We start from the raw sequence: 26,346 nt of genomic DNA, 5'->3' as shown, positions 1-26,346 counted from the left end.
GCGTACGGGAGCATTCGGGCATCCCACAGAAGGTGGGCACGGATGACCGGGTTCTCCTCCTTACGGATGAGATCGCGCGCATGTGCCCCGGAAGGGCAACCTTCCGGCGACCGGCCGCCCCGGCCCCGCCCTCGGGCCGTCGGCGCAACCATGGCGGCGTCCGGGCTCGTCCCTCCCGGTGACGCATGACACAGCTGTCCCCACCGCCCGTCGAGGAGCGCCGATGTGCTGGATGGTCGCCCTCCTCGCCGAGGACGGACTGCAGTACGTGTACCGGGTGTACGCGCCCCGCGACGCGCTGCCGGGCGATCTGTTCTGGGCCGCGTTCCACTGCCACGACGAGTCCGCGCGCCCGCGCGCATCCGATCTTTTCGACTCCGCCGAGATCTGGGCCATGGAGGCCCAGCGGATCTGAGATCCGGCGCGACCTCGATCTGACGGTTCATCAGTATTGAATGTTCACCCCGCTGCGGCTACGTTCCGCGACACGTCCCCGTCACCGTCCCCACGAAGGAGTGGTCTCATGGCCGAGGTCAGCGCGGAGGCACGTATCGAGGCTCCGGCCGAGAAGGTCTGGGCACAGCTCACCGACTTCTCCTCGTACGGCGAGTGGAACGCCACCCACACCAGCTTCCCCGCGGGCGGCCCCGACCGGCTGGAACTGGGTGCGACCTACGCGGAGAACATGAAGCTGATGGGCTTCCCCGCCGAAGTGGCGTGGACGGTGGACGAGTTCGAGGCCGGGCGGGTGTTCGGCGTGCGGGGCAAGGGCCCGATGGGCGTGAGCGTCTTCAACCGGTACACGGTCGTCCCCGACGGCGGCGCCAGCACGGTCCGCATCGACGGCGAGTTCACGGGGGCGGCGGTCTCCCTCATGGCGGGCAAGCTGAAGGACTCGGCGACGGCCGCGCTCAACGAGTCGCTGCGCAAGCTCGGGGGGCTGTGCGCCTGAACGCGAGAAGCCCCGCGGCCGAGGGCCGCGGGGCTTCACCGCGCCGAGGGCTCAGCCCTCGTCGGCAAGGATCAGATACAGCTTCTTGCGCGCGTCGTTGATGACCGCGAGCGCCTTCTTGCGCTGATCGGCGGAGCCGGTCTTCCAGACCTGGCCGAACGCCTCCATCAGACCGAAGCCGGCCTGCCGGATCTCCTGCATGGCCTCCCAGTCGACCCCGCGCCCGGCGTCCTCCCAAGGAGCGTCGGCTCCCGACTCGGCCTCGGCCCGACCGGCCTCGGTGAGCGTGAACAGCTTCTTGCCGCCCTCGCTCTCGCTGGTGATCAAGCCCTCGTCCTCCAGGAGCTGGAGGGTGGGGTAGACCGAGCCCGGACTGGGCTTCCAGGCCCCGCCGCTGCGCTCGGCGATCTCCTGGATCATCTCGTAACCGTGCATCGGCCGGTCCTTCAGGAGAGCCAGGATCGACGCCCGGACATCGCCGCGCCGCGCCCTGCCCCGCGGGCCGCCCCGGCCGCCGCGGCCGGGACCGAACGGTCCGCCCCACGCGCCCCCGCCGCCGGGCCCGAACGGCCCGAAGGCGGCACGCCGCCCCTCGAAGTCACCCCGACCGTGATGGCCGGGTCCCTGCTGTCCGTATCCATGTGAACGCATGGCTTCGTTCCTTCCATCGTTGATCCGTCGTGATGCATCAACGATATATCGGCGACTTACGCTTGGCAAGCACTCCGCCACGGGAAGGGCGCGGTCGCTCACGCGGCGGTTCAGGAGCAGGCTGGAAGAAGCGGGGCTGGAGCCGCCACGTCGACCTGGTCGGTTCCGAACGCCCCGGGGACCCGGAAGGAGGTGCGACGCCATGTCGATGTTCATGGACGTCCACCACGGGATGAAGGGCATCACCGCCGATCAGCTGCTCCAAGCGCACAAGGCGGACCTGGCCATAGAGAAGGAGGAGGGCGTCCACTTCGAGAAGGCGTGGGCGGACCCGGAATCGGGCACCGTCTACTGCCTGTCCGACGCGCCGTCGGCCGAGGCCGTCCAGCGGATCCACGAGCGGGCCGGCCACCCGGCCGACGAAGTCCACGCGGTCCCGCTGACCGCCTGACGGCCCCCGCCGTCACCGGCCGCCGACGACACCCGGAAATGCGGTCCAGTCGTTCCGGATTGGCCTTGGCACGCGCGATTTCGCCTCCCGTACGGTGCGGACATGCGCATCCGAATCGTCGACGCCTTCACCGACCGCCCCTTCGCCGGCAACCCGGCCGGGGTCCTGCTGCTCGACGCCTTCCCGGCCGACAGCTGGCTCCAGGACGTGGCCCGCGAGGTCAACCACGCCGAGACCGCCTTCGCGCACCCCCTGCCGCCGGGCGGCGAGGCCGACTGGGCGCTGCGCTGGTTCACCCCCGCCGCCGAGGTCGACATGTGCGGCCACGCCACCCTGGCGACCGCGCACGTGCTGCACTCCACGGGCGCCGCGAGCGGCACGGTCCGGTTCGCCGCGCGCTGCGGCATCCTCACGGCGACCGCCGCCGAGGACGGCACCATCACGCTCGACTTCCCCACCTCCTCGCTCACGCGGGAGGAGGTGCCGGACGGACTCGCCAAGGCGCTCGGCGCGCCGATCGTCTCGGTCCACGACACGGCGGCGCACATCGGCGACCTGCTGGTGGAACTCGCCGACGAGGCGGCCGTACGCGCCCTCGCCCCCGACGTGCGCACGCTGGGTCGGCACTCCAGGCGGGGCATCATCGCCACGGCCGCCGCCGCGGACCCCGCTACGGGCTACGACTACGTGTCGCGCTGCTTCTTCCCCAACGTCGGCGTCGACGAGGACCCGGTGACGGGCAGCGCCCACACCGCGCTCGCCCCGTTCTGGTCGGCGCGCCTCGACCGCGCCGGGCTGACCGGCCTCCAGGCCTCGCCCCGCTCGGGTCTCGTACGCACCGAAGTGCGCGGCGGGCGCACACTGCTCACCGGCCGCGCGGTCATCGTCATCGACGGCGAGCTGCTGACCGCGCCGTGACGCACCCGCCCAACCGCGTCCGCCTTCTTCACATCGTGGGGAGCCAGCTCACCTTCCCGGCGAGCAGCGCGTACCCGACGAAGGCGCCGATGTCGAGCAGCGCGTGCGCCACGACGAGCGGGCCGACCCGCTGCCAGCGCCGGTAGAGCAGGACGAAGACCACGCCCATCACCATGTTGCCGAGGAAGCCGCCGATGCCCTGGTAGAGGTGGTACGAGCCGCGCAGAACGGCGCTCGCGACCAGCGCGGCCATCGGCGTCCACCCCAACTGGCCGAGCCTGCGCAGCAGATAGCCGACGACGATCACTTCTTCGAGCACGGAGTTCTGGAGCGCCGACAGGACCAGCACCGGGTACTTCCACCAGACGCCGGGCAGCGACTCCGGTACGACGGTGAGGTTGCCGCCCGCCGCGCGCGCCACCAGGTAGAAGGCGAGCCCCGCGCTGCCGATCCCGGCGGCGATCAGGACGCCGCGGCCGAGGTCGGACCAGGGCCGCGTCCGGTCGAAGCCGAGCACCCGCAGACCACCGACGCGCTCGCGGAGCAGCAGGTGCGCGACGAGCGCGACCGGCACGAGCGCGGTCGCGATGCCGAAGAGCTGCCAGGCGAGATCGAGCCACGGCCGTCCGGGGGCGTACGAGGTGTTGAGGTGGGCCGCCTGCTGCTTGAGCCCGCCGGGCTTGGTGAGCGAACCGACGAAGCTGATCAGGGCCGACACACCGCTCGCGCCGAGCGAGAGCGCCAGCACGAGCACGGTCTCGGACCGCAGGATCTGCGGCGAACTCCCCTGCTCGGGAAGAGAATCAGCCACGCGCTCGGCCTCCACCTGCACACCTGCCTCCAGTTGACGAATCCCGTTCCATCCCCACCGCCGCCCCGCTAGGGTCTCGGAGGACACAGCGAAGATCGCGCGCGACAGGCCGGGGGACGGGCGCCATCGCGATGGTGTCGTCCCCCTTTTCCTTGTTCAGGGTTCAAGGAGGGGCACCACCGCCATGGGACGTCACAGCTTGCCCGACGATGCCGCGACACCGAGCAGCGGGGCTGCCCGGGTGGCCGCCAGGCGCCGCACGGTCGCCCTCGCCACCGCCCTGGTCATGGCGGTGGCCGGGGGCACGGCCATCGCCGTCCAGCGCGGGCTGCTCTCGTTCCGCCGCTCCTGCGCCGCCTCCGCGGTGCGGCTGGATCTGGTCGCCTCCCCCGACATCGCGCCGGCCGTCCGGGCCGTCGCCGACCGGGCCCGCACCGAGAAGATCACCTCGGACGGTTCGTGCATGGATGTACGGGTCAGCGCCCGCGACTCCTACGAGGTCTCCGCTTCGCTGGCCTCCCCCGCCAAGCCCGACTTCTCGGTGTGGATACCCGACGCGTCGCTGTGGGTCGACCGGGCGAAGGACGCGGGCGAATCCGCCGGGGTGGTGACGGCGGGGCACATCGCTGCCTCGCCGGTCGCCCTCGCCGTGGTGCCCTCCGCCGCCAAGCCGCTCGGCTGGCCGCAGAAGACGTACACCTGGGCCGAGTTGGCGACGGCCACCGCGCAGGACGACAAGCTGCGCCTCGGCTCGGCCGATCCGGCGCGCAGCGCTTCCGGGCTGCTCGCCCTGAGCTGCATCGCCAAGTCGGCGGCGAGCGGCGGAGCGGACGGCGACACACGGACGGCCGCGCTCGCCAAGGTGCTCTCGCAGCGGGTCTCCGCGGGCGACGGCCAGGCGGTGAGGACACTCGCCCCGGACGGTTCCGCCGACCCGCACCGCAATCAGGCGCTGGTCCTCTCCGAACAGTCGGCGTTCGCCTACAACGCCTCGCACGGCGCGGGCGACCACCTGCGGCTCTTCTACCCCAAGGACGGCGCGCCGCAGCTCGACTATCCGTACACGATGGTCCGCGAGACCCGGATGAGCACCGACGAGAGCCGGGCCGCCATGCGCTTCATGTCGCTGCTCGGCGACCCCGAGTCGCTGCGCGTCCTGGCCGGGCAGGGGTTCCGTACCCAGGGCCGGCCGGTGGCCGATCCGGTGGCCTCGGCCGCGGGGGCCGGTGCTCCGCAGCCGTACGCGAGCGCGAGCGCCGAGCCGCCGTCGGCCCAGGAGCTCCAGGACGCGCTCGGCATGTGGACGATCACGGTGCAGAGCGCGCGCCTGACGACGGTGGTGGACGCCTCGGGTTCGATGGCCGATCCGGTGCCGGGATCGGGCGGCCGCTCCCGGATGGACGTCACCAAGTCCTCGCTGCTGCAGGCGCTTTCGCAGTTCACCCCGGACGACGAGATCGGTCTGTGGGACTTCGCCACCCACCTCGACGGCTCGCGCGACTACCGCCGTCTCGTGCCGACCGCCCGGCTCGGCGACCCCGCGGACGACGGGCAGACCCAGCGCGAGAAGCTGACGCGGGCCTTCGGCGCGCTGCAACCGGTGCCGGGCGGCGCGACCGGCCTGTTCGACACGACGCTGGCCGCGTACAAGGAGGCGGCCTCGACGTACGCGAGCGGCAAGTTCAACGCGGTGGTGCTGCTGACCGACGGCGCCAACGAGGACCCGGGGAGCATCTCGCGGGCCGGCCTCATGGCGGAGCTGCAGAAGCTCAGAGATCCCGCGAAGCCGGTGCCGCTGATCGCCATCGCGGTCGGCCCGCAGGCCGACGCGGACGTGGTCCGGCAGATCGCACGGGCGACGGGCGGCGCCGGCTACCAGGTGAACGACCCGGCCGACCTCCAGGCCGTGATCCTCAAAGCGATCACGGCGCTGGGAGAGGCCCAGGCCAACGGCTGACGTGCCCTTTCACCGTCGGCCCGGCGGCCCCGCCCGGCCGGGATCAGCCGTGCCGCGCCTGGGGGCCGGGGAAGCCGGTGGGCCAGGTGTGCACCGGCTCGCCCGCCAGCATCAGCTCCCGGTAGCGGCGGGTGGTCGCGGCGAGGGCGGCCTCCCGGCCGAGACCCGCAGCGAGCGCCCGGTGATAGGTGTCGACCTGCCAGGACGCGCCGTTGACGCGCCGCCGGCACCGCTCCTCGATGATGCCGAGGTACTGGTCGCGGTCGGCGGCCTCGATCCCCCACGCGTCGAGGCCGGCCGCGGCCAGGGGGAGCAGCTCCTCGCACACGAGCTTGATCGCGGGCACCCGGGTCACGCCTCCGCCGCGTCGCGGCGCCGGCCACAGGAGCTCGGCCTCGATGCCGTAACGGCACGCGGCGTCGAAGTTCGACGCGGCCGACTCGAAGGGCAGCCGCGTCCACACCGGCCGGCCTTCCTCCGCCAGCGCCCGCACCAGGCCGTAGTAGAAGGCCGCGTTGGCGAGGACGTCCGCGACGGTGGGGCCGGCCGGCAGCACCCGGTTCTCCACCCTGAGGTGCGGCACGCCGTCGGCGATCCCGTACACCGGCCGGTTCCAGCGGTAGATCGTCCCGTTGTGCAGCACCAGCTCCTTGAGCTGCGGCACCCCGCCGTCCGCGATGACCCGCAGCGGCTCCTCCTCGTCGCAGATGGGCAGCAGCGGCGGGAAGAACCGCAGGTTCTCCTCGAAGAGTTCGTACGCGGACGACACCCAGCGCTCCCCGAACCAGGTGCGCGGACGCACGCCCTGGGCGCGCAGTTCGGCCGGCCTGGTGTCGGTGGCCTGCTCGAACAGGGGCGGACGCGACTCGCGCCACAACTCGCGCCCGAACAGGAAGGGAGCGTTGGCGCCCACCGCGATCTGGACCGCCGTGACGGCCTGCGCCGCGTTCCACACCGCCGCGAACCGTGCGGGCGTCACCTGCAGATGCAACTGCACCGAGGTGCAGGCGGCCTCCGGAGTGATCGACGCCGAGGTGCACTCAAGCCGTTCGACGCCCTGGATGTCGAGCGTGAAATCCTCGCCGCGGGCCGCCACAATTTGATCGTTGAGCAGGGTGTAGCGATCTACATCGGAAAGGTTCGCGGAGACCAGGTCGCCCTGGGCCAGGGTGGGCAGAATTCCGATCATGATGATGCCCGCGTCGACCTCGGCGGCTTTGCGATCGGCATACCCGAGCCCCGTCCGCAACTCCTCCGCGAGCTGATCGAATACGCGGCCGCCCAGGCGGTGCGGGGCGATGTTCACTTCCAGATTGAACATTCCGAGCTCGGTCTGGAAATCCCGGCTCGCGATGCGTTCCAGCACCTCGGCATTCATCATGCGCGGCATACCGTCGGGACCCGCTAGATTCAGTTCGAGCTCGAGACCCATCAGGTTCCTGGGCCTGTCGAACCGCTTCTGGTCCAGCAGCATCCCGAGCCCCTCCAGGCACTGCTGCAGCTTGGATCGGTAGCGGTGCCGATCGGACAGGTCGAATCCGCCTGCCACGACCTTCTCCCCCATCGAAGGGTCCCTCCTCGAATGGGCAGCCAGCGACACCGGCCGCTCGCGTCATGGTCGATAATGCCCAGGCTGACTGATCTATAACGCCTGCGCGGGCGGCGTCGGGAGAGTAGCCTCGATGCCGCGGCCCCCGGCACATTCATCAGGCATACGGCAACGGGCAGTTACCCCTCTGTCGTCAATGGTGAAAAACACCGACGAGTTTCGGCCGACCCCCGGCGGGGCACCTTTCCAGGTCGGGGCGGTGCGCGGGACATTTCCCCGGGTAAATCACCTGCGCAGGAGGACCGGATACCGACTTGCGGGCAATATGGGCGACAGCTAGCTGAAACACTGTGTGAACACGTGTCGTATAAACTCTGCAAACGAGGCAGAGAGTTGGCGCCCCGGCCATCGCTCGTCGGCCCCCCTCTGCCCCCGCCCCGCACCGCACCGCAGACAGCGCTGTCCGCCCTGCCCACGCATCACCGTGTCTCCGAAAGTGAGAGGCGACCCACCATGCCGCTGCATGTCCCCCCGGCCCCCGCGCCCGCCCTGCGCAGCGTCCTCGCGGCACTCGGTTCCCCCACCGCCGTCCGCGAGGCCCGCACCCCGGCCCTCCGCACCGCCACCGGCCCGCTCACCCCCGAACTGCCGCTCCCGCTCCACGTCCTGGACGGGATCACCTCGGGCGGCAGGACCGCTCGCACCCGCCTGGCGGGATGGCGCTTCCTGATCAGCGACCCCGACCATCCGGTCGCCGCCGCGGACACCCGGATCACGCCGGACGGCTGGGCCTTCTCGCACTTCTTCGAAGGCCCCTACATCGCCTCGACCCAGCGCGCCCTGCGCCAGGCCGAACTCCTCGCCACCCACTTCCAGCCCCGGCTCCTCTCCATCCCCGAGCTCTACATGCTCACGCTGTGGCTGCACGGCGACACCACGGCCGACGGCGCCTCGGGCGCGCCCGCGCCGCACGATCTCCTGGTGCCGCTGGCACCGGCACCGCCCGGCATCTTCGCCCACCGCCCGCTGCGCGTCAGCGAGCTGCTGCCCGTCCTCACCCTGCGGCTGGCCCCCGCTCCGCTCCTCGGGCAGCCCGTCTGATCCACCGGAGCGGCCCGGGTGGCCGCCGCGCGAAAAAATGTGCCCCGCGACCGGTGTGGTCGCGGGGCACTGTGTGTCTATGCTGCGTACGCGCCGCCTGCGCCATACGGGCTAGTTCTCTCGGGCCATCGCGAACCACCCGAAAAGACAGGCCAGTTGAGCTGAACCGTCCGCACGGGTGATACGTCATTAAGCAGTAGGAAGCGCTGCCGCGAAATCCCTGCGGATTGACGCCCGTGGGGCAACACTGGGATCGGACCGACCGACTGACTACGGGGGGCGGCCATGAACAACGCATCGAGCCGCAGCACACTCACCACGACGCAGCGAAAGAACGCATCCATGTGCAAGCACCTGCCAGCCTGCCCGACAGCCTTCTCCGCCGACCGGGAGGCCGCGAAGCCCGTGGCACACCACCCGGAGCAGGGCTGGAGCCTGCTGTGCAACGGCGTCCTGCTCTTCGAGGACACCGGTGAGCTGCTGCCGGACGGGCAGATCATCGCCCCGCACCGGCCGCTCACGGCGGAACAGGTGGCGACGGCCGCCTAGGCGGTCTCGTACGGGCAGTTCCCGTACGGACAGGTCCCCGGCGGACTCGTCCGGTACGGACACCACGAGGGCCGGCCCGGGGAACACACCCCGAACCGGCCCTTACGCATGCGTGGGATCAGTGGTCGTACTCGTCGAGCGGCGGGCAGGAGCAGACCAGGTTGCGGTCGCCGAAGGCGCCGTCGATGCGGCGCACCGGCGGCCAGTACTTGTCGGCGGCCGACACACCGGCCGGGAAGACGGCGTCCTCACGGCTGTAGGCGTGGTTCCACTCGCCGCCGAGCGCGGCCGCGGTGTGCGGGGCGTTGGCGAGCGGGTTGTCGTCGGCCGGCCAGGCGCCGGAGGCGACCTTCTCGATCTCGCCGCGGATCGCGATCATCGTGTCGCAGAACCGGTCGATCTCGCCCAGGTCCTCGGACTCGGTGGGCTCGATCATCAGCGTGCCGGCCACCGGGAACGACATGGTCGGCGCGTGGAAGCCGTAGTCGATCAGGCGCTTGGCGATGTCGTCGACGCTGACGCCGGTCGCCTTGGACAGCGGTCGCAGGTCCACGATGCACTCGTGCGCGACGAGGCCGTTGGGGCCCGTGTACAGCACCGGGTAGTGCGGCTCCAGGCGCTTGGCGATGTAGTTGGCGGCGAGCACCGCGACCTGGGTCGCCCGCTTGAGCCCCTCGGCACCCATGAGACGTACGTACGCCCACGAGATCGGCAGGATGCCGGCCGAACCCCACGGGGCGGCCGAGATCGGGCCGACGCCGGTGGCCGGGCCCGCGGTCGGCTGGAGCGGGTGGTTGGGCAGGTACGGCACGAGGTGGGCGCGCACGCCGACCGGGCCGACGCCGGGGCCGCCGCCGCCGTGCGGGATGCAGAAGGTCTTGTGCAGGTTGAGGTGCGAGACGTCGCCGCCGAACTTGCCCGGCTTGGCGAGGCCCACCAAGGCGTTGAGGTTGGCGCCGTCGACGTACACCTGGCCGCCGGCCTCGTGGACCAGGCCGCAGATCTCCGCGACGTGCTCCTCGAACACACCGTGCGTGGACGGGTAGGTGATCATCAGCACCGAGAGCTCGTCGCGGTACTGCTCGATCTTGGCGCGCAGGTCCGCGGCGTCGACCTCGCCGTCGTCGGCGGTCTTGACGACGACCACCTTCATGCCGGCCATCACCGCGCTCGCGGCGTTGGTGCCGTGCGCGGAGGACGGGATCAGGCAGACGGTGCGCTGGGTGTCACCGTTGGCGCGGTGGTAGGCGCGGACCGCGAGCAGACCCGCGAGCTCGCCCTGCGAACCGGCGTTGGGCTGGATGGAGACCGCGTCGTACCCGGTGACCTCGGCGAGCCGCTCCTCCAGCTCACGGATGAGCGTGAGGTAGCCGGCGGCCTGCTCGACCGGCGCGAAGGGGTGCATCTGCCCGAACTCGGGCCAGGTCACCGGCTCCATCTCGGTCGTCGCGTTCAGCTTCATGGTGCAGGAGCCGAGCGGGATCATGCCGCGGTCGAGCGCGTAGTCGCGGTCGGCGAGCTTGCGCAGGTAGCGCAGCATCGCGGTCTCGGAACGGTGCTGGTGGAAGACCGGGTGGGTGAGGAACTCGTCGCTGCGCAGCAGGGCGTCCGGCAGGGTGTCGGCGGCCTTGGCGTCGAGCGCCTCCACATCGGCGTCGGCGCCGAACGCGGCCCAGACGGCGGCCAGTTGGGCCCGCGTGGTGGTCTCGTCGCAGGAGAGGGAGACGGTGTCGGCGTCGACCAGGTGCAGGTTGACCCCGCCTTCACGGGCGGCGGCGACGGCCGCGGCGGCCTTGCCGGGGACGCGCACGGTCAGGGTGTCGAAGTAGGCCTCGTGGACGACGTCGACGCCGGCGGCCTTCAGCCCCTCGGCCAGCAGCACGGCGTAACGGTGGGTGCGCTGCGCGATCTGCCGCAGGCCGTCCGGGCCGTGGTAGACGGCGTACATGCCGGCCATGACGGCGAGCAGCACCTGGGCGGTGCAGATGTTACTGGTGGCCTTCTCGCGGCGGATGTGCTGCTCGCGGGTCTGCAGGGCCAGGCGGTAGGCCTTGTTGCCGTCGGCGTCGACGGAGACACCGACGAGGCGGCCGGGGAGGCTGCGGGCGAACTTCTCCTGGACCGCCATGAAGCCGGCGTGCGGGCCGCCGAAGCCCATCGGGACGCCGAAGCGCTGGGTGGTGCCGACGGCGATGTCCGCGCCGAGCGAGCCGGGCGAGGCGAGGAGGGTGAGCGCGAGCAGATCGGCGGCGACGGTGACGATCGCGCCCAGCTCGTGGGCGGCGTCGATGACCGGCTTGAGGTCACGGACCTGGCCGGAGGCGCCCGGGTACTGGAGCAGCACGCCGAAGACACCGCGCTCGGCGATGTCGGCCGGGATGCCGTCGCTCAGGTCGGCGACGACGACCTCGACGCCGGTGGGCTCGGCGCGCGTCTGGATCACGGCGACGGTCTGCGGCAGGGTGTCGGCGTCGATCAGGTAGACGCCGCCCTTGACCTTGCCGACCCGGCGGGAGAGCGCGAGGGCCTCGGCGGCGGCGGTGCCCTCGTCGAGCAGCGAGGCGCCCGAGGTCGGCAGGCCGGTCAGCTCGGCGACCATGGTCTGGAAGTTGAGCAGCGCTTCGAGGCGGCCCTGCGAGATCTCCGGCTGGTAGGGCGTGTACGCCGTGTACCAGGCCGGGTTCTCCATCACGTTGCGCAGGATCACCGGCGGCGTGAAGGTGCCGTAGTAGCCCAGACCGATCATGGGGGCGAGCACCTGGTTGCGGTCGGCGAGCCGGCGCAGCTCGGCGAGCACCTCGGCCTCGGTCCGCGCCTCGGGAAGCCCGAGCGCCCCGGCGCTCTTGATGACGTCGGGAACGGCGGCGGCAGTCAGCTCGTCGAGCGAGCCGTAGCCGACCTGCGCGAGCATCTTCGCCTGCGCCTCGGCATCGGGCCCGATATGGCGCTGCTCGAACGGAATGCCACGCTCCAGCTGGCTGAGCGGAATGCGGTTGGCGGTCATGACGGAGGCCTCCTGGTCGCACGACCTGCGAGGGGCACCACGGCGCGGGTACCCGGACGGCCTCCCCCTCTGTCATCTCAACCTGAGAGCTTCACCGGGCGCATGGGCACGACCCGGCTTTCACCGTCGGTGAGGAAAGGTTGTGCCCGGGTCGTGCCCGAGCGTCCCCCGTTCCTGCTTTCCAGAGTGACCTCGTCCGTGCGGTCCGTGGGCCTGAGAGATTCCGGGGAGGAGTTGCTCCTTCGGCGTCCGCCGTAGCACTCAGTGAGCACTCGGAGGACTCTCCCGCACGGGGTCAGCAGCCGTTTGCCAGCCTACCAGCGCGCTCCGATCCGATTCTTTGTTCAACTGCTCAAGTGGCCAACACCCACAAAGTGCACTTCTGTAGTGCTTATGGAGCAGTTCTGACCGGTTGCGACCAATTGGAGGGACCGTGCAGACCGACATCGATCCGCGCAGCCTGATCGGCCGCAAGGCGTACGACCGCAATGGACGCAAGATCGGCACGGTGGACGAGGTCTACCTCGACGACGCGACGGGTGCTCCGGAATGGGCGGCCGTGCGCACCGGCCTGTTCAGCCGGGACGCCTTCGTCCCGCTCGACCCGAGCACCGTGATCGACGAGGCGCTGCACGTGCCCTTCGAGCGCAGCCTGATCAAGGACGCGCCCGACTTCGGCGTGGGCCGCCATCTCTCCCCGGAACAGGAGCTTCAGCTGTACCACCACTACGGGCTGGACATCGCGTCCCCCGAACCCCCCGGCCCGCCGCCGTCGGACCGCGACTTCGGCCGGCTCGCCAACGGCGACGCCTGAGCCCGCGCCCGCCCTTCCCCCGGCTCCCTCTCCGTCCGTCCCTCCGCCGCTCCACCCGTGTCCGGGACCGCCACCGCCGGCTCGACCAGGGCCAGCGGCTCGGACGGCGTGAGGTCGGGATCGTCCACCTTGAACGTCCGCACCCGGCCCGGCACCGGGGAGACCGGGGTCTCGAAACGCACGGTGACGCGCCCGACCCCGCTGCCCTGCACCCACCCCGGGCCGTACTGGCTGTGTCGCACATCATGTCCGGCCAGCCAGCGGCGCCGGGCCGGGTCCTCCGCGGGCTCCGGCTCGGCCGCGGGCGCCGCCACCTCCTCCGCCCCGCCCTCGGGCGCCTCCAGGGCCGCCCGCTCACCGGCCTCCTGGGCCGCCCGCTCCCCCGCCGCCTGCGCGAACAGGTCCTCCTGCGTGAAGTCGGCGAGGCCGGTGACCCCGACGCCGAGCAGCCGCACCCCGCCCGTGGTGTCCACGGAGTCGAGCAGCCGCCCGGCTGCCTCGCGCACCACCGCGGGGTCGTCCGTGGGCCCCCGCAACGTCTCGGATCTGGTCCGCGTCGAGAAGTCGTACCGTCTGACCTTCAGGACGATGGTCCGGCCCGAGTGCCCGGACGCCCTGAGCCGCTGCACACACCGGTCGGCGAGCCGCCCCACCTCGGTCATGATGCGCAGCCGGTCGTGCAGGTCCACGTCGAAGGTGTCCTCCACCGATACCGACTTGGCGTCCCGCTCGGCCACCACCGGCCGGTCGTCGTACCCGGCGGCCATCCGGTACAGCGACGCCCCGTGCGACTTCCCGAGCAGCCGTACGAGCTCGTCCTCGCCCGCCTCCGTGAGGTCGGCCACGGTGGTCATGCCGGCCCGCCGCAGATGCTCGCCCGTGGCGGGGCCGACGCCCGGCAGGGTGCGCACCGGCATCGGGGCGAGGAGCTCGCGCTCGGTGCCGGGCTCTATGAGGAAGAGCCCGTCCGGCTTGGCCTCCTCCGAGGCGATCTTGGCCAGCATCTTGGATCCGGCGAGCCCGACCGACCCGCTGAGCCCCGTGACCGCCCTGATGTCCCTGCGCAGCCGCTCACCGGCCTCCCGCGCCGCGACCGCCCCGAAGGCCACCCCGCCGGCCTCCAGGTCCACGAACGCCTCGTCGAGGCTGAGCGGCTCGACCAGCGGCGACAGGCGCCCCAGCAGCTCCATGACCTGCTCGCTGATCGTGCGGTAGAGCTGGAAGCGCGGCACCAGATACGCCGCGTTCGGACACAGCCGCCGGGCCTGCGCCATGGGCATCGCCGAGCGCACCCCGAAGGTCCGCGCCTCGTACGACGCCGTGGAGACCACCCCGCGCGGCCCGAGCCCGCCCACGACGACCGGCTTGCCGCGCAGGCTGGGCTTGGACGCCTGCTCCGCGGCGGCGAAGAAGGCATCCATGTCCAGATGCAGGATGGTGGGCGCGGCTCTCACATCTCCGATGCTGCCGTACGCCACTGACAATCGGCCGCGGCGCCGCCGTCAGGGCGTCAGACCGCCCTGTTGCGGCGCCTGGCCAGCTCGTCGGCCGGGTTGTGCCCGACCAGGGTCTCGCCGGTGTCGATCCGCTCGCCGTGCAGCTGGGACAGGGCCGACTCGACATCCCGCCACACCACGCCGACCGCGATCCCGAAGATGCCCTGGCCGCCCTGGAGCAGGGTGACGACCTCGTCGGGCGACGAGCACTCGTAGACGGTGGCCCCGTCGCTCATCAGCGTCATCCGCTCGAGATCGCTGAATCCGCGCTCCCGCAGGTGCTGCACGGCGGCGCGGATGTTCTGCAGGGCGACACCGGTGTCGAGGAACCGTTTGACGATCTTCAGGACGACGACGTCCCGGAAGCTGTAGAGGCGCTGGGTGCCCGATCCGTAGGCCGGACGGACGCTGGGTTCGACCAGGCCGGTACGGGCCCAGTAGTCGAGCTGGCGGTAGGTGATGCCCGCCGCCGCACACGCGGTCGGACCCCGGTATCCGATCGTCTCGGTGGTCGGTTCGGCCGCACCGCCGTGAAGCGGGTACGGCCCGTTCTCCCCCGGACTGCGTCCGGGAGCGCCCCCTGCCGTACCGTCGCCGCTCATTCTCACGCCGACCCCTCCGTCCTTGACCTGCCCACTCGACGGTAGGCAGTCACTCGGGGTGCGTCAACGATCGCCACACTCGGCACGCCGAGTGATAATCACCCTGAGAGTGGTTTCCCGTGACTCTCCTGCGGGAAAAGCTTCTCGAATGCGCCGAAACACCCCCGGCGCACGCATGGCGCGCGGCCTCACTCCCAGGGCCACCGGATCATCTGTTTCCGGTGGTCACTCCGGTGCTCACTGGCTGTTCGTACCGAAATCCTCCGGCGAGATCTGGTCGAGGAACTCGCGGAACTTCTCCACTTCGTCCTCCTGCTCGTCAGGGATGGCGATACCGGCATCGTCGAGCACACCGTCACTGCCGTAGATCGGCGTGCCGGTGCGCAGCGCCAGCGCTATGGCGTCGGACGGCCTGGCGCTCACCTCCACCCCACTGGCGAAGACCAGCTCCGCGTAGAAGACGCCTTCGCGCAGATCCGTGATGCGGACCTCGGTCAGCTCCTGGCCTACGGCCTCGAGCACGTCCTTGAAAAGGTCGTGCGTCAGCGGCCGCGCGGGAGCCATCCCCTGTTGGGCGAAGGCAATGGCGGTCGCCTCACCTGGACCGATCCAGATGGGAAGGTACCGATCGCCTCCCACTTCACGCAGGAGCACGATCGGTTGGTTATTGGGCATTTCCACCCGGACACCCACGACGTCGAGCTCGTTCACACAGCAACCCTAGGACGTGCTCGGCAGGTTTGGGTAGTCGGGCACCTACAAGATCAGTGAAGCCGGACACCCAGGGCGGTCTGTACGAGCGCCGCGTGGAGCCGGACGGAGAGCGCCGCGAGCTCCTTCGTGGTGGCCTCCGCATGGGCTCTGGTCTGCGGATTGCGGTGCAATCGCAGGGGTGCGACGACCTGCTCGACCAGCCCCGCCTCACGGTCCGCGGCGGCCTTCATGGCCCGCAGGTGACGAGGTTCCAGACCAAATCGCCCCAGATCCGCCACAAGACGGGCCACGTTCACCGACTCGGCGTCGAAGCCGCCCTCGGGCCCCTCGGTGAGCAGGCCGTACGACTCCCATTCGGCCAGCTCCGCCTCGCCGACCTCGGCGGCCGCCATCAGCTCCGCCCGGCCCACGCGGGCCGCCGTGGGCCGGTCCTGGTCCGGCTGCTCGCCCAGCGCGTCGAACGGCTCCCGGGAACCGCCGGGTGCGGGCAGGGAGGGCTGTTCACCGCGGCTGAGGGCGTCCAGGTGCTCACGGATGACCCGGAGCGGCAGATAGTGGTCCCGCTGCATGCGCAGCACCTGAGCCAGCCGCTCCACGTCGTCCGCGGTGAACTTGCGGTACCCCGATGGCGTACGCCGCGGCTCGACCAGGCCCTCGGACTCCAGGAAGCGGATCTTCGAGATCGTCACTTCGGGGAATTCGTCGCGCAACTGGTTGAGCACGCCGCCGATGCTCATCAGCCGGCCGCCCGCGGTGGCGGTGCCCGATCCGGCACCGCCCGTCGGTGTCTGCAGCATGGACCTTCCCTGGCCGGTTCTCAGAGAGCGCGCTGGCTCGCGTAGAAGACCAGCCGGTACTTCCCGATCTGGACCTCGTCGCCATTGGCCAGGTCCACGGCGTCGATCCGCTCACGGTTCACGTACGTACCGTTGAGGCTGCCGACGTCGGAGACCGTGAAGCGCCCGTCGGCACCCCGCCGGAACTCCACGTGGCGGCGCGAGACCGTCACGTCGTCCAGGAAGATGTCGCTCTGCGGGTGACGGCCGGCCGTGGTCAGCTCGCCGTCCAGCAGGAAGCGGCTTCCCGAGTTCGGCCCACGCCGCACCACCAGGAGCGCCGAGCCCAGCGGAAGGGCGTCGACCGCCGCCTGTGCCTCCGGGGAGAGCGACGGCAGCTGCGTCTGACCCGTCACCTCGGCGTCGTACGCCTCCAGGCCCGAGATCGAGATGGTCGAGGTGGTCTCGGAGGCACGCTCCGGAACGACACCCGGGCGCAGCGGGGCGCCACAGTTGGAGCAGAACCGGCTGGCTGCGGGGTTGCTGTGCCCACACCTCGTACAAACAGGCAAGCCCGACATCGACGGATCCTCCTGCCGCGGCGGCACCGCGTGGGCACTGGTGGCGTACGGGTCGGAGCCAAACCCTCCACCCGTACTTGAGGCTGACGGATCCCCGAAACCTATGCGCCCTGCACCCGCAGGGTCAACAGACGACGCGCCCGGAATGTCACCACCGGAACCCGTCACCTCGTCGCGGAAGAGCGGGCGCTCGCCGCCCTGCTCCTCCGGCCCGTCGGGGCGCTGAGCACGGTGCCTGGCGGCGCTGCCGCCGTCCTGGCGTGCGCTCTTGCCGAACAACTTCGCAAACAACTTCACGGGCGATTCCCCTTGACCGAAATAGACCCGCCCGTGGGGCAGGACGAACCCAGAATCAACACACCGGCCGACCCGGACATCCTCACAACGTCCGTATCCGCCAAACAGTTTCCACCACGCAGCACTGTTACGGAGCGGCGACCCCCCGCAACCTTCTGCTCTTGTCCGACAGCCCTCATGCGCGCCCCCATCAGTGCGATGACGACTGAGCGTAGTCAGGCCGCTTCGCGGCCCGCAAGGCGTTCACAACGATCTTCTCCGAGCGGACCACAGTGGCGGTGGCCTGCTCCTTCTCCAGAGTCTGCACCACTCCGCCGGGGATGTTGAGCGCCGGCTCGAGATCCTGCGGCCTGCCGATGACCTTGAAGACGTACGGCGCGCTCACCTTGGTTCCGTCGACGCCGATGCCACCGGCCTCGTCCGAGAAGTAGGTGTTGGCCACTACACGGACGTCGTTGATCTGGATCGCCTCGGCCCCTGCAGCGCGCAGCTCCTGCACGGTGTCAAGTACCTTGTCGGACTCCACGGCGCCCTTCGGGTCGCTGATCGTGAGCGTGATGCCGGGCCCCTGCGCCGCGACCGTGCCGGCCAGGATGCCGAGCTGCCGCTCCTTCTCCACGGTCTGCTTGCGTGCCTCTTCCGCCTGGTTGGAGCTGGTCTCCAGCTCGGTGCGCTGGCCGTCCAGACGCTGCTTCTCGTCCTCCAGACGCTTGGTACGCGAATCCAGTTCGTCCAGGATGCGCACCAGGTCCTCCTGGCGGGCGCCGCGCAGCGCGCTGTTGTCGCTGTTGGAACGGACCTGGATGGCGAGGCCCAGGCCGAGGACGAACAGCAGCAGCGCCACGATGAGCTGCGCCCGGCTGACCCGCGGCGGCCACAGCCCCGCGGCCAGTCGCTGGCGTCCCGTCAGATCGGGCCCGCCTCCGCTCGGTTCACTCGGCGTGACGACGGGCTGTTCCTCGTCGCCGTCACCCGGACCGGTGTTCCCCACGTCGCTCATCGGCTTCAGGCCCTGAAGACGTGGCGGCGGATGGCGGCCGCGTTGGAGAAGATCCGGATGCCCAGCACGACGACCACACCGGTCGACAGCTGTGCGCCGACGCCCAACTTGTCACCCAGGAAGACGATCAGGGCCGCGACCACGACGTTCGACAGGAAGGAGACGACGAAGACCTTGTCGACGAAGATGCCGTCGAGCATGGCGCGAAGCCCGCCGAAGACCGCGTCGAGTGCCGCCACCACGGCGATCGGCAGATACGGCTCGACCACCGCGGGCACCTCGGGCCGGACCAAAAGTCCGACCACGACTCCCACGACGAGGCCAAGTACGGCGATCACGATGTGCCCTTCCCTGTGTCGGCCGCGCCCTTGGTGGCGCCCGTGGCCATTGGTTGTGCTGTCCGTACGGTCAGGCTCGGTGCCGCCGGCAGACGCACGTCGGACTCGGTCGAAATGTTCGCCCTGATCCCGTAGTTCTGCTCCAGCACATGCAGGTACTGGCCGTCCGCGCTGTCCTGGAAGGCCGTGCTGAGCTTCTTTCCGTCGCCCACCGCGAGCACCGTATACGGCGGCACCAGTGGCCTGTTGTCGACCAGTATGGCGTCGCCCGCGGCCCGGATCGCCGAAAACGATGTCAGACGCTGCCCGTTGATGGCGATCGCCTCCGCGCCCGACTGCCACAGCCCGTTGATCACACGCTGCATGTCGCGGTCCCGGACCCGGCCGGTATCCGCGAACGTCGTGCTCTCGCGTGGCCGGCTGCCGTCGCCCTGAACGGTCTCCTTGGCGTCGTCCACGACCAGTTTCACCCCCGGGCCGTGCACCTCGGTCGCACCGGAGAGCAGCGCCACGAGCTCGCCCTGGTCGCCGCCGTGCTTCTCCAGCGCCTTGCGCTGGCGGTCACCGACCTCGGTCCGCAGACCGTCCACATCGTCCTGGAGCTTGTCGGCCGCCTTGGTCTCCGACTCGACCCGGTTGATCAGCTCTTGGCGTTCCTTGGCCACGACGGGGGCGGTGATGCGGGCCTGGGCCGCCCCGACCGTCACCACCAGCGCGGCCAGCACGAGACCGCCGGCGAGCGCGAGCTTGGCGCGCAGGGTGCGGGGCAGTCCGGCCCCGCCCTCGGCCGCACGGCGCGCGGTCGCCTCGGCGTACCCGTCGTCGAGCGCGTGGTCCATGACGTTGGTCAGCAGCGACATCGACGCGTCGGGGCGCGGGGGCGGAGACGGCGTGCTCCGAACGGGGGGCTGCTGCGACATGCCGCACATCGTCGCACGTCGGCCCCGCTACCACCGAATGGCCCCACCGGTGTGCCGGGCCGCGGCCCCCGGGCCGGCCCGGCACACCCCTATGACCTCAGTGACCTGCGCTGTCGACCACCGCGGCCCATTCGTCGAGGAGCGCCTGAGCCGATACGTCGTCCGGCCCCTCGGCCCACAGATGGGTGACGGCCTCGGCCGGGTCGGGCAGCACCATCACCCAGCGCCCGTCCGCCTCGACGACCCGTACGCCGTCCGTGGTGTCCACGGACCGGCCACCGGCCGCCTCCACGACCCGGCGCATCACCATGCCCTTGACCGCCCACGGCGTGGGAATGTCCCGCCGCAGCACATGGGCCTGCGGGATCCGCGCGTCGATCTGGCTCAGCGTGAGCTGGGTACGCGCCACGAGACCGAGGAGGCGCACGAACGCCGCCGCCCCGTCGAAGACGCTGCTGAACTCCGGCACGATGAACCCGCCGCGCCCGTCGCCGCCGAAGATCGTGGTCTCCTCGCGGCCCACCCGCGTCAGATCGTCCGGCGACGTCGTCGTCCAGTCGACCTGGGTGCCGTGGTACGCCGCGACCTGCTCGGCGATCCTGGTGGTCGTCACGGGGAGCGCCACCCGCCCGCTGCGCCGCTCGGCCGCGACCAGGTCCAGCATGACCAGGAGGGCCCGGTCGTCCTCCACGATCCGGCCGCGCTCGTCGACCAGCGAGAGCCGCTCACCGACGGGGTCGAACCGCACACCGAACGCGGCCCTGGCCGATGCGACGATCTCTCCGAGCCGTACGAGCCCGGCGCGCCGTCCCTCGACGGACTCCGTCGGCCGGGACTCGTCGAGACCCGGGTTGATGACCAGCGAGTCCACCTTGAGCCGGCCGAGCAGGCTGGGCAGCACGAGCCCGGCACTGCCGTTGGACGCGTCGACGACGACCTTGAGACCGGCCTCCGCGATGCCGGTGGTGTCGGCCTTGCGCAGTAGGGACCCGGTGTACGAGTCGAAGACGCTGGAGGGGAACTGCAGGTCGCCGATCTCACCCGGGAAGGCCCGCCGGTACTCCTGGCGCGCATAGACGCGGTCGAGCTTGCGCTGCCCCGCCTGGGAGAGGTCCGCGCCCCGCTCGTCGAAGAACATGATGTCCACCGAGTCCGGCACACCGGGCGACGTGCGGATCATGATGCCGCCCGCGGTGCCCCGCGCGGTCTGCTCGCGCGCGACCGGCAGCGGCACGTTCTCCAGGTCCCGTACGTCTATGGCACTGGCCTGCAGCGCCGAGATGACGGCACGCTTCAGCGCACGCGCACCACGGGAGTGGTCACGCGCCGTGGTGACGGTCGACCCCTTCTTGAGCGTCGTCGCGTACGCACCGGCGAGACGGACCGCGAGCTCCGGGGTGATCTCCACGTTGAGGATGCCGGAGACACCCCGGGCGCCGAAGAGATGGGCCTGGCCTCTGGACTCCCAGATCACCGACGTGTTGACGAAGGCACCGGCCTCGACGGTCTTGAAGGGGTAGACCCGGACGTTCCCCTGGACGATCGATTCCTCGCCGACGAGGCACTCGTCGCCGATGACGGCGCCGTCCTCGATGCGGGCGGCCCGCATGATGTCGGTGTTCTTGCCGATCACACAGCCGCGGAGATTGCTGTGCTGGCCGATGTAGACGTTGTCGTGGACGACGGCCTTGTGGAGAAAGGCCCCGCTCTTCACGACGACGTTCGACCCGACGACGGTGTGCTCGCGGATCTCCACATCCGCTTCGACCTTCGCGTAGTCCCCGATGTAGAGGGGGCCGCGGAGCACGGCGTCGGGGTGGACCTCGGCGCCTTCCGCCACCCATACGCCCGGCGAGATCTCGAAACCGTCGATGTCGACGTCGACCTTGCCTTCGAGCACGTCGGCCTGCGCCTTGACGTAGCTCTCGTGCGTGCCCACGTCCTCCCAGTAGCCCTCGGCGACATAGCCGTAGATCGGCTTGCCTTCCTTCATCAGCTGCGGGAAGACGTCTCCGGACCAGTCGACGGACTTGTCGGCCTCGACGTAGTTGAATACCTCGGGCTCCATGACGTAGATGCCCGTGTTCACGGTGTCCGAGAACACCTGGCCCCACGTCGGCTTCTCCAGGAAGCGCTCGACCTTTCCCTCTTCGTCGACAATGGTGATGCCGAATTCAAGAGGATTGGGCACTCGGGTCAGGCACACCGTGACGAGTGCGCCCTTCTCCTTGTGGAAGTTGATGAGGTCGGTGAGGTCGAAGTCGGTGAGGGCGTCACCGGAGATGACCAGGAAGGCATCGTCCTTGAGGGCTTCCTCGGCATTCTTGACGCTGCCCGCAGTACCGAGGGGCTTTTCCTCATTGGCATAGGTGAGCTCCATGCCGAGCTCTTCGCCGTCACCGAAATAGTTCCTGACCAGGGACGCCAGGAACTGCACGGTCACGACGGTCTCATTGAGCCCATGCCGCTTGAGCAGCCGCAGCACGTGCTCCATGATCGGCCGGTTGACGACCGGCAGGAGCGGCTTGGGCATGCTCGAAGTCATGGGACGAAGGCGTGTGCCCTCGCCACCAGCCATCACGACGGCCTTCATGTCGGAAACGTCCTCCTACAAGAGACGACGGTCTTGCCGACTTCGCCCTGAGGGGCAGTCCCTGTGGCGCCGCGCGGTGCTGCCGGCTCTCTGCCGGGGACCGTGGACGCCGAGCTCAGTCGGCCGCTTCGTCCGCCTTCACCAGCCGGCGGACCTGAACCACATACAGGATTCCTGCCCACCAATACAGAGTTGTACCCCATCCGGTGAACGCCCATCCGAAAATCGTTGCGAGCGAAGGCAGCCAACCGCTGCCGTCGCTGAGCAGCAGCAACGGGAAGGCGTACATCAGGTTGAACGTAGCCGCCTTGCCCAGGAAGTTCACCTGGGGCGGCGGATAGCCGTGCCGGCGGAGGATTCCCACCATCACCAGAAGCATCAGCTCGCGGGCGACGAGCGCCGCGGTCAACCAAATCGGAAGGATCTCTCGCCAGGTGAGACCGACCAGCGTGGAAAGGATGTACAACCGGTCGGCGGCCGGGTCGAGCAGTCGGCCCAGATTGCTGATCTGGTTCCAGCGACGGGCCAGCTTGCCGTCCAAGTAGTCACTGACACCGCTCAGCGCCAGCACCAGCAGGGCCCAGCCATCACTGTTCGGTCCACCGAAGACGGGACGCAGAATCAGCCACAGGAAGAGCGGAACGCCCACCAGGCGCGCCATGCTGAGGATATTGGGGATGGTGAGCACCCGGTCCGTCTGAACGCGAGTCTCCTGGACCTCCACCCGGGGGCCTCCTGTGGGAAATGTGCCGACGATGCTCCCCGACCCTACCGTCAGCGAGGGCCAACGGATGCACAGGGGGTACGGGCCACAGACGGCCGGCCTCTCCTAAAAGGCCCAAAACGCGAAAAAGCCCCGCACCGTGACCCGTAAGAACGGATCTAGTGCGGGGCTTTCCCCTAAAATTTGTTCGGCGGCGTCCTACTCTCCCACAGGGTCCCCCCTGCAGTACCATCGGCGCTGAAAGGCTTAGCTTCCGGGTTCGGAATGTAACCGGGCGTTTCCCTAACGCTATGACCACCGAAACACTATGAAGTTGAACTCGACCAGCACACACCCAAAGGGCATGCGGGAGTTCATTGCTTCAGAACAAACACAGTGGACGCGAGCAACTGAGGACAAGCCCTCGGCCTATTAGTACCAGTCAGCTCCACCCGTTACCGGGCTTCCACATCTGGCCTATCAACCCAGTCGTCTACTGGGAGCCTTACCCTCTCAAGGAGGTGGGAACACTCATCTCGAAGCAGGCTTCCCGCTTAGATGCTTTCAGCGGTTATCCTTTCCGAACGTAGCCAACCAGCCATGCCCTTGGCAGGACAACTGGCACACCAGAGGTTCGTCCGTCCCGGTCCTCTCGTACTAGGGACAGCCCTTCTCAATGTTCCTGCGCGCGCAGCGGATAGGGACCGAACTGTCTCACGACGTTCTAAACCCAGCTCGCGTACCGCTTTAATGGGCGAACAGCCCAACCCTTGGGACCGACTCCAGCCCCAGGATGCGACGAGCCGACATCGAGGTGCCAAACCATCCCGTCGATATGGACTCTTGGGGAAGATCAGCCTGTTATCCCCGGGGTACCTTTTATCCGTTGAGCGACGGCGCTTCCACAAGCCACCGCCGGATCACTAGTCCCGACTTTCGTCCCTGCTCGACCCGTCGGTCTCACAGTCAAGCTCCCTTGTGCACTTACACTCAACACCTGATTGCCAACCAGGCTGAGGGAACCTTTGGGCGCCTCCGTTACTCTTTAGGAGGCAACCGCCCCAGTTAAACTACCCATCAGACACTGTCCCTGATCCGGATCACGGACCGAGGTTAGACATCCAGCACGACCAGAGTGGTATTTCAACGACGACTCCACAACCACTGGCGTGGCCGCTTCAAAGTCTCCCACCTATCCTACACAAGCCGAACCGAACACCAATATCAAACTGTAGTAAAGGTCCCGGGGTCTTTCCGTCCTGCTGCGCGAAACGAGCATCTTTACTCGTAGTGCAATTTCACCGGGCCTATGGTTGAGACAGTCGAGAAGTCGTTACGCCATTCGTGCAGGTCGGAACTTACCCGACAAGGAATTTCGCTACCTTAGGATGGTTATAGTTACCACCGCCGTTTACTGGCGCTTAAGTTCTCAGCTTCGCAACCCCGAAAGGTCACTAACCGGTCCCCTTAACGTTCCAGCACCGGGCAGGCGTCAGTCCGTATACATCGCCTTACGGCTTCGCACGGACCTGTGTTTTTAGTAAACAGTCGCTTCTCGCTGGTCTCTGCGGCCACCCCCAGCTCAGAGAGTAAATCTCATCACCGGTGATGGCCCCCTTCTCCCGAAGTTACGGGGGCATTTTGCCGAGTTCCTTAACCATAGTTCACCCGAACGCCTCGGTATTCTCTACCTGACCACCTGAGTCGGTTTAGGGTACGGGCCGCCATGAAACTCGCTAGAGGCTTTTCTCGACAGCATAGGATCATCCACTTCACCACAATCGGCTCGGCATCAGGTCTCACCCTTATATGTCATCCGGATTTGCCTAGATGACGGGCTACACCCTTACCCCGGGACAACCACCGCCCGGGTTGGACTACCTTCCTGCGTCACCCCATCGCTTACCTACTACAAGTCTGGGTCACCGGCTCCACCACTTTCCTTTCCCCGAAGGGTCCGGAACGGCTTCACGGGCTTAGCATCGCCTGATTCAGTATTGGGCGTTTCAAAGCGGGTACCGGAATATCAACCGGTTGTCCATCGACTACGCCTGTCGGCCTCGCCTTAGGTCCCGACTTACCCTGGGCAGATCAGCTTGACCCAGGAACCCTTAGTCAATCGGCGCACACGTTTCTCACGTGTGTATCGCTACTCATGCCTGCATTCTCACTCGTGAACCGTCCACCACTAGCTTCCGCTGCAGCTTCACCCGGCACACGACGCTCCCCTACCCATCCCAGCAGGCGTTGGCCCTATATGCTGGAATGACACGACTTCGGCGGTACGCTTGAGCCCCGCTACATTGTCGGCGCGGAATCACTTGACCAGTGAGCTATTACGCACTCTTTCAAGGGTGGCTGCTTCTAAGCCAACCTCCTGGTTGTCTCTGCGACTCCACATCCTTTCCCACTTAGCGTACGCTTAGGGGCCTTAGTCGATGCTCTGGGCTGTTTCCCTCTCGACCATGGAGCTTATCCCCCACAGTCTCACTGCCGTGCTCTCACTTACCGGCATTCGGAGTTTGGCTAAGGTCAGTAACCCGGTAGGGCCCATCGCCTATCCAGTGCTCTACCTCCGGCAAGAAACACACGACGCTGCACCTAAATGCATTTCGGGGAGAACCAGCTATCACGGAGTTTGATTGGCCTTTCACCCCTAACCACAGGTCATCCCCCAGGTTTTCAACCCTGGTGGGTTCGGTCCTCCACGACCTCTTACAGCCGCTTCAACCTGCCCATGGCTAGATCACTCCGCTTCGGGTCTAGAGCGTGCAACTATGTCGCCCTATTCGGACTCGCTTTCGCTACGGCTTCCCCACACGGGTTAACCTCGCTACACACCGCTAACTCGCAGGCTCATTCTTCAAAAGGCACGCAGTCACGACGCATTGAGTAAACTCAATGCGCGACGCTCCCACGGCTTGTAGGCACACGGTTTCAGGTACTATTTCACTCCGCTCCCGCGGTACTTTTCACCATTCCCTCACGGTACTATCCGCTATCGGTCACCAGGGAATATTTAGGCTTAGCGGGTGGTCCCGCCAGATTCACACGGGATTTCTCGGGCCCCGTGCTACTTGGGTGTCTCTCAAACGAGCCGTTGATGTTTCAGCTACGGGGGTCTTACCCTCTACGCCGGACCTTTCGCATGTCCTTCGCCTACATCAACGGTTTCTGACTCGTCCTGTCGCCGGCAGACGACAGAAGAGAGATCCCACAACCCCGCATGCGCAACCCCTGCCGGGTATCACACGCATACGGTTTGGCCTCATCCGGTTTCGCTCGCCACTACTCCCGGAATCACGGTTGTTTTCTCTTCCTGAGGGTACTGAGATGTTTCACTTCCCCTCGTTCCCTCCACATACCCTATGTGTTCAGGTATGGGTGACAGCCCATGACGACTGCCGGGTTTCCCCATTCGGAAACCCCCGGATCAAAGCCTGGTTGACGGCTCCCCGGGGACTATCGTGGCCTCCCACGTCCTTCATCGGTTCCTGGTGCCAAGGCATCCACCGTGCGCCCTTAAAAACTTGGCCACAGATGCTCGCGTCCACTGTGCAGTTCTCAAA

Annotated in this window: 22 protein-coding genes, 2 rRNA genes and 1 riboswitch; of the genes, 8 read left to right on the top strand and 16 right to left on the bottom strand. The window is 68.5% G+C overall.

The window, feature by feature from the left end; all coding sequences use genetic code 11:
- Positions 1 to 223: 223 nt before the first annotated feature.
- On the top strand, positions 224 to 415 hold the full coding sequence (locus OOJ98_RS10465) for a hypothetical protein (protein WP_267054343.1): 192 nt from the start codon (positions 224 to 226) through the stop codon (positions 413 to 415).
- 108 nt (positions 416 to 523) lie between these two features.
- The gene (locus tag OOJ98_RS10460) at positions 524 to 952 is read left to right on the top strand and encodes an SRPBCC family protein (protein WP_267054342.1); all 429 of its coding nucleotides are present in this window, start codon (positions 524 to 526) and stop codon (positions 950 to 952) included.
- A 51-nt stretch (positions 953 to 1,003) separates the two neighbouring features.
- Here OOJ98_RS10460 and OOJ98_RS10455 read toward each other — a convergent pair whose 3' ends face one another.
- Positions 1,004 to 1,603, bottom strand: a complete 600-nt coding sequence (locus OOJ98_RS10455) for a PadR family transcriptional regulator (RefSeq protein ID WP_267054341.1) — start codon at positions 1,601 to 1,603, stop codon at positions 1,004 to 1,006.
- A 202-nt stretch (positions 1,604 to 1,805) separates the two neighbouring features.
- Here OOJ98_RS10455 and OOJ98_RS10450 point away from each other — a divergent pair, with 202 nt between their 5' ends.
- Both OOJ98_RS10450 and OOJ98_RS10445 read left to right on the top strand, forming a co-directional pair.
- Positions 1,806 to 2,054, top strand: coding sequence for an SCO4226 family nickel-binding protein (locus OOJ98_RS10450; RefSeq protein WP_267054340.1), 249 nt, complete (start codon positions 1,806 to 1,808; stop codon positions 2,052 to 2,054).
- A gap of 102 nt (positions 2,055 to 2,156) precedes the next feature.
- Positions 2,157 to 2,972 carry a PhzF family phenazine biosynthesis protein gene (locus tag OOJ98_RS10445; RefSeq protein ID WP_267054339.1) on the top strand — a complete coding sequence of 272 codons (816 nt, stop codon included), beginning with the start codon at positions 2,157 to 2,159 and terminating at the stop codon, positions 2,970 to 2,972.
- 28 nt (positions 2,973 to 3,000) lie between these two features.
- Here OOJ98_RS10445 and OOJ98_RS10440 read toward each other — a convergent pair whose 3' ends face one another.
- On the bottom strand, positions 3,001 to 3,783 hold the full coding sequence (locus OOJ98_RS10440; RefSeq protein WP_267054338.1) for a CPBP family intramembrane glutamic endopeptidase: 783 nt from the start codon (positions 3,781 to 3,783) through the stop codon (positions 3,001 to 3,003).
- Between the two features lie 184 nt (positions 3,784 to 3,967).
- Here OOJ98_RS10440 and OOJ98_RS10435 point away from each other — a divergent pair, with 184 nt between their 5' ends.
- Positions 3,968 to 5,740: a substrate-binding and VWA domain-containing protein gene (locus OOJ98_RS10435; RefSeq protein ID WP_267054337.1), complete on the top strand. Its 1,773-nt coding sequence runs from the start codon at positions 3,968 to 3,970 to the stop codon at positions 5,738 to 5,740.
- Between the two features lie 43 nt (positions 5,741 to 5,783).
- On the opposite strand, the gene OOJ98_RS10430 is transcribed toward OOJ98_RS10435, so the two are convergent.
- Positions 5,784 to 7,304: a glutamate--cysteine ligase gene (locus OOJ98_RS10430; RefSeq protein WP_267054336.1), complete on the bottom strand. Its 1,521-nt coding sequence runs from the start codon at positions 7,302 to 7,304 to the stop codon at positions 5,784 to 5,786.
- 498 nt (positions 7,305 to 7,802) lie between these two features.
- Here OOJ98_RS10430 and OOJ98_RS10425 point away from each other — a divergent pair, with 498 nt between their 5' ends.
- Together OOJ98_RS10425 and OOJ98_RS10420 are read left to right on the top strand one after the other, a co-directional pair.
- On the top strand, positions 7,803 to 8,390 hold the full coding sequence (locus tag OOJ98_RS10425; RefSeq protein ID WP_267054335.1) for a hypothetical protein: 588 nt from the start codon (positions 7,803 to 7,805) through the stop codon (positions 8,388 to 8,390).
- Positions 8,391 to 8,732: 342 nt separating this feature from the next.
- Positions 8,733 to 8,939, top strand: coding sequence for a DUF5999 family protein (locus tag OOJ98_RS10420; RefSeq protein WP_323177886.1), 207 nt, complete (start codon positions 8,733 to 8,735; stop codon positions 8,937 to 8,939).
- A gap of 118 nt (positions 8,940 to 9,057) precedes the next feature.
- On the opposite strand, the gene gcvP is transcribed toward OOJ98_RS10420, so the two are convergent.
- The gene (gene gcvP / locus OOJ98_RS10415; RefSeq protein ID WP_267054333.1) at positions 9,058 to 11,943 is read right to left on the bottom strand and encodes an aminomethyl-transferring glycine dehydrogenase; all 2,886 of its coding nucleotides are present in this window, start codon (positions 11,941 to 11,943) and stop codon (positions 9,058 to 9,060) included.
- Positions 11,944 to 12,134: 191 nt separating this feature from the next.
- A riboswitch (glycine riboswitch) is annotated at positions 12,135 to 12,241 on the bottom strand.
- A 135-nt stretch (positions 12,242 to 12,376) separates the two neighbouring features.
- On the opposite strand from gcvP, the gene OOJ98_RS10410 reads away from it, so the two are divergent.
- Positions 12,377 to 12,757 carry a PRC-barrel domain-containing protein gene (locus OOJ98_RS10410; protein ID WP_267054332.1) on the top strand — a complete coding sequence of 127 codons (381 nt, stop codon included), beginning with the start codon at positions 12,377 to 12,379 and terminating at the stop codon, positions 12,755 to 12,757.
- Here OOJ98_RS10410 and OOJ98_RS10405 read toward each other — a convergent pair.
- The 12 genes from OOJ98_RS10405 to OOJ98_RS10350 form a co-directional block, all read right to left on the bottom strand.
- The gene (locus OOJ98_RS10405) at positions 12,670 to 14,211 is read right to left on the bottom strand and encodes a DNA polymerase IV (protein WP_267054331.1); all 1,542 of its coding nucleotides are present in this window, start codon (positions 14,209 to 14,211) and stop codon (positions 12,670 to 12,672) included. The genes OOJ98_RS10410 and OOJ98_RS10405 overlap by 88 nt on opposite strands.
- A gap of 56 nt (positions 14,212 to 14,267) precedes the next feature.
- Positions 14,268 to 14,855, bottom strand: a complete 588-nt coding sequence (locus tag OOJ98_RS10400; protein ID WP_267054330.1) for a MerR family transcriptional regulator — start codon at positions 14,853 to 14,855, stop codon at positions 14,268 to 14,270.
- Positions 14,856 to 15,092: 237 nt separating this feature from the next.
- The gene (locus OOJ98_RS10395) at positions 15,093 to 15,566 is read right to left on the bottom strand and encodes a bifunctional nuclease family protein (protein WP_267054329.1); all 474 of its coding nucleotides are present in this window, start codon (positions 15,564 to 15,566) and stop codon (positions 15,093 to 15,095) included.
- Positions 15,567 to 15,619: 53 nt separating this feature from the next.
- Positions 15,620 to 16,366 carry a MerR family transcriptional regulator gene (locus OOJ98_RS10390; protein WP_267054328.1) on the bottom strand — a complete coding sequence of 249 codons (747 nt, stop codon included), beginning with the start codon at positions 16,364 to 16,366 and terminating at the stop codon, positions 15,620 to 15,622.
- A gap of 20 nt (positions 16,367 to 16,386) precedes the next feature.
- Entirely contained in the window at positions 16,387 to 17,331 is a 945-nt protein-coding gene (locus OOJ98_RS10385) for an FHA domain-containing protein (protein ID WP_267055590.1), read from the bottom strand.
- An 82-nt stretch (positions 17,332 to 17,413) separates the two neighbouring features.
- Entirely contained in the window at positions 17,414 to 18,232 is an 819-nt protein-coding gene (locus tag OOJ98_RS10380; RefSeq protein ID WP_267055589.1) for a DUF881 domain-containing protein, read from the bottom strand.
- The gene (locus OOJ98_RS10375; RefSeq protein ID WP_003970459.1) at positions 18,229 to 18,561 is read right to left on the bottom strand and encodes a small basic family protein; all 333 of its coding nucleotides are present in this window, start codon (positions 18,559 to 18,561) and stop codon (positions 18,229 to 18,231) included. Before OOJ98_RS10375 ends, OOJ98_RS10380 begins: the two co-directional genes overlap by 4 nt.
- A complete protein-coding gene (locus OOJ98_RS10370) occupies positions 18,558 to 19,481 on the bottom strand; it encodes a DUF881 domain-containing protein (protein WP_267054327.1) in 924 nt (307 codons plus the stop codon). Before OOJ98_RS10370 ends, OOJ98_RS10375 begins: the two co-directional genes overlap by 4 nt.
- A gap of 97 nt (positions 19,482 to 19,578) precedes the next feature.
- Positions 19,579 to 22,074: a mannose-1-phosphate guanyltransferase gene (locus OOJ98_RS10365; protein WP_267054326.1), complete on the bottom strand. Its 2,496-nt coding sequence runs from the start codon at positions 22,072 to 22,074 to the stop codon at positions 19,579 to 19,581.
- A 115-nt stretch (positions 22,075 to 22,189) separates the two neighbouring features.
- Complete coding sequence (locus OOJ98_RS10360; RefSeq protein ID WP_267054325.1) at positions 22,190 to 22,798, bottom strand: CDP-alcohol phosphatidyltransferase family protein; 609 nt, start codon at positions 22,796 to 22,798, stop codon at positions 22,190 to 22,192.
- 185 nt (positions 22,799 to 22,983) lie between these two features.
- Positions 22,984 to 23,100: ribosomal RNA gene (rrf, locus tag OOJ98_RS10355) — 5S ribosomal RNA — on the bottom strand.
- Between the two features lie 89 nt (positions 23,101 to 23,189).
- Positions 23,190 to 26,313: ribosomal RNA gene (locus OOJ98_RS10350) — 23S ribosomal RNA — on the bottom strand.
- Positions 26,314 to 26,346: the final 33 nt, after the last annotated feature.

It is taken from the genome of Streptomyces sp. NBC_00083 (assembly GCF_026343295.1).
Classification (GTDB): domain Bacteria; phylum Actinomycetota; class Actinomycetes; order Streptomycetales; family Streptomycetaceae; genus Streptomyces.
The sequence above is the reverse complement of the archived record's forward strand: the minus strand, read 5'-3'. Positions and strand labels throughout refer to the sequence as shown.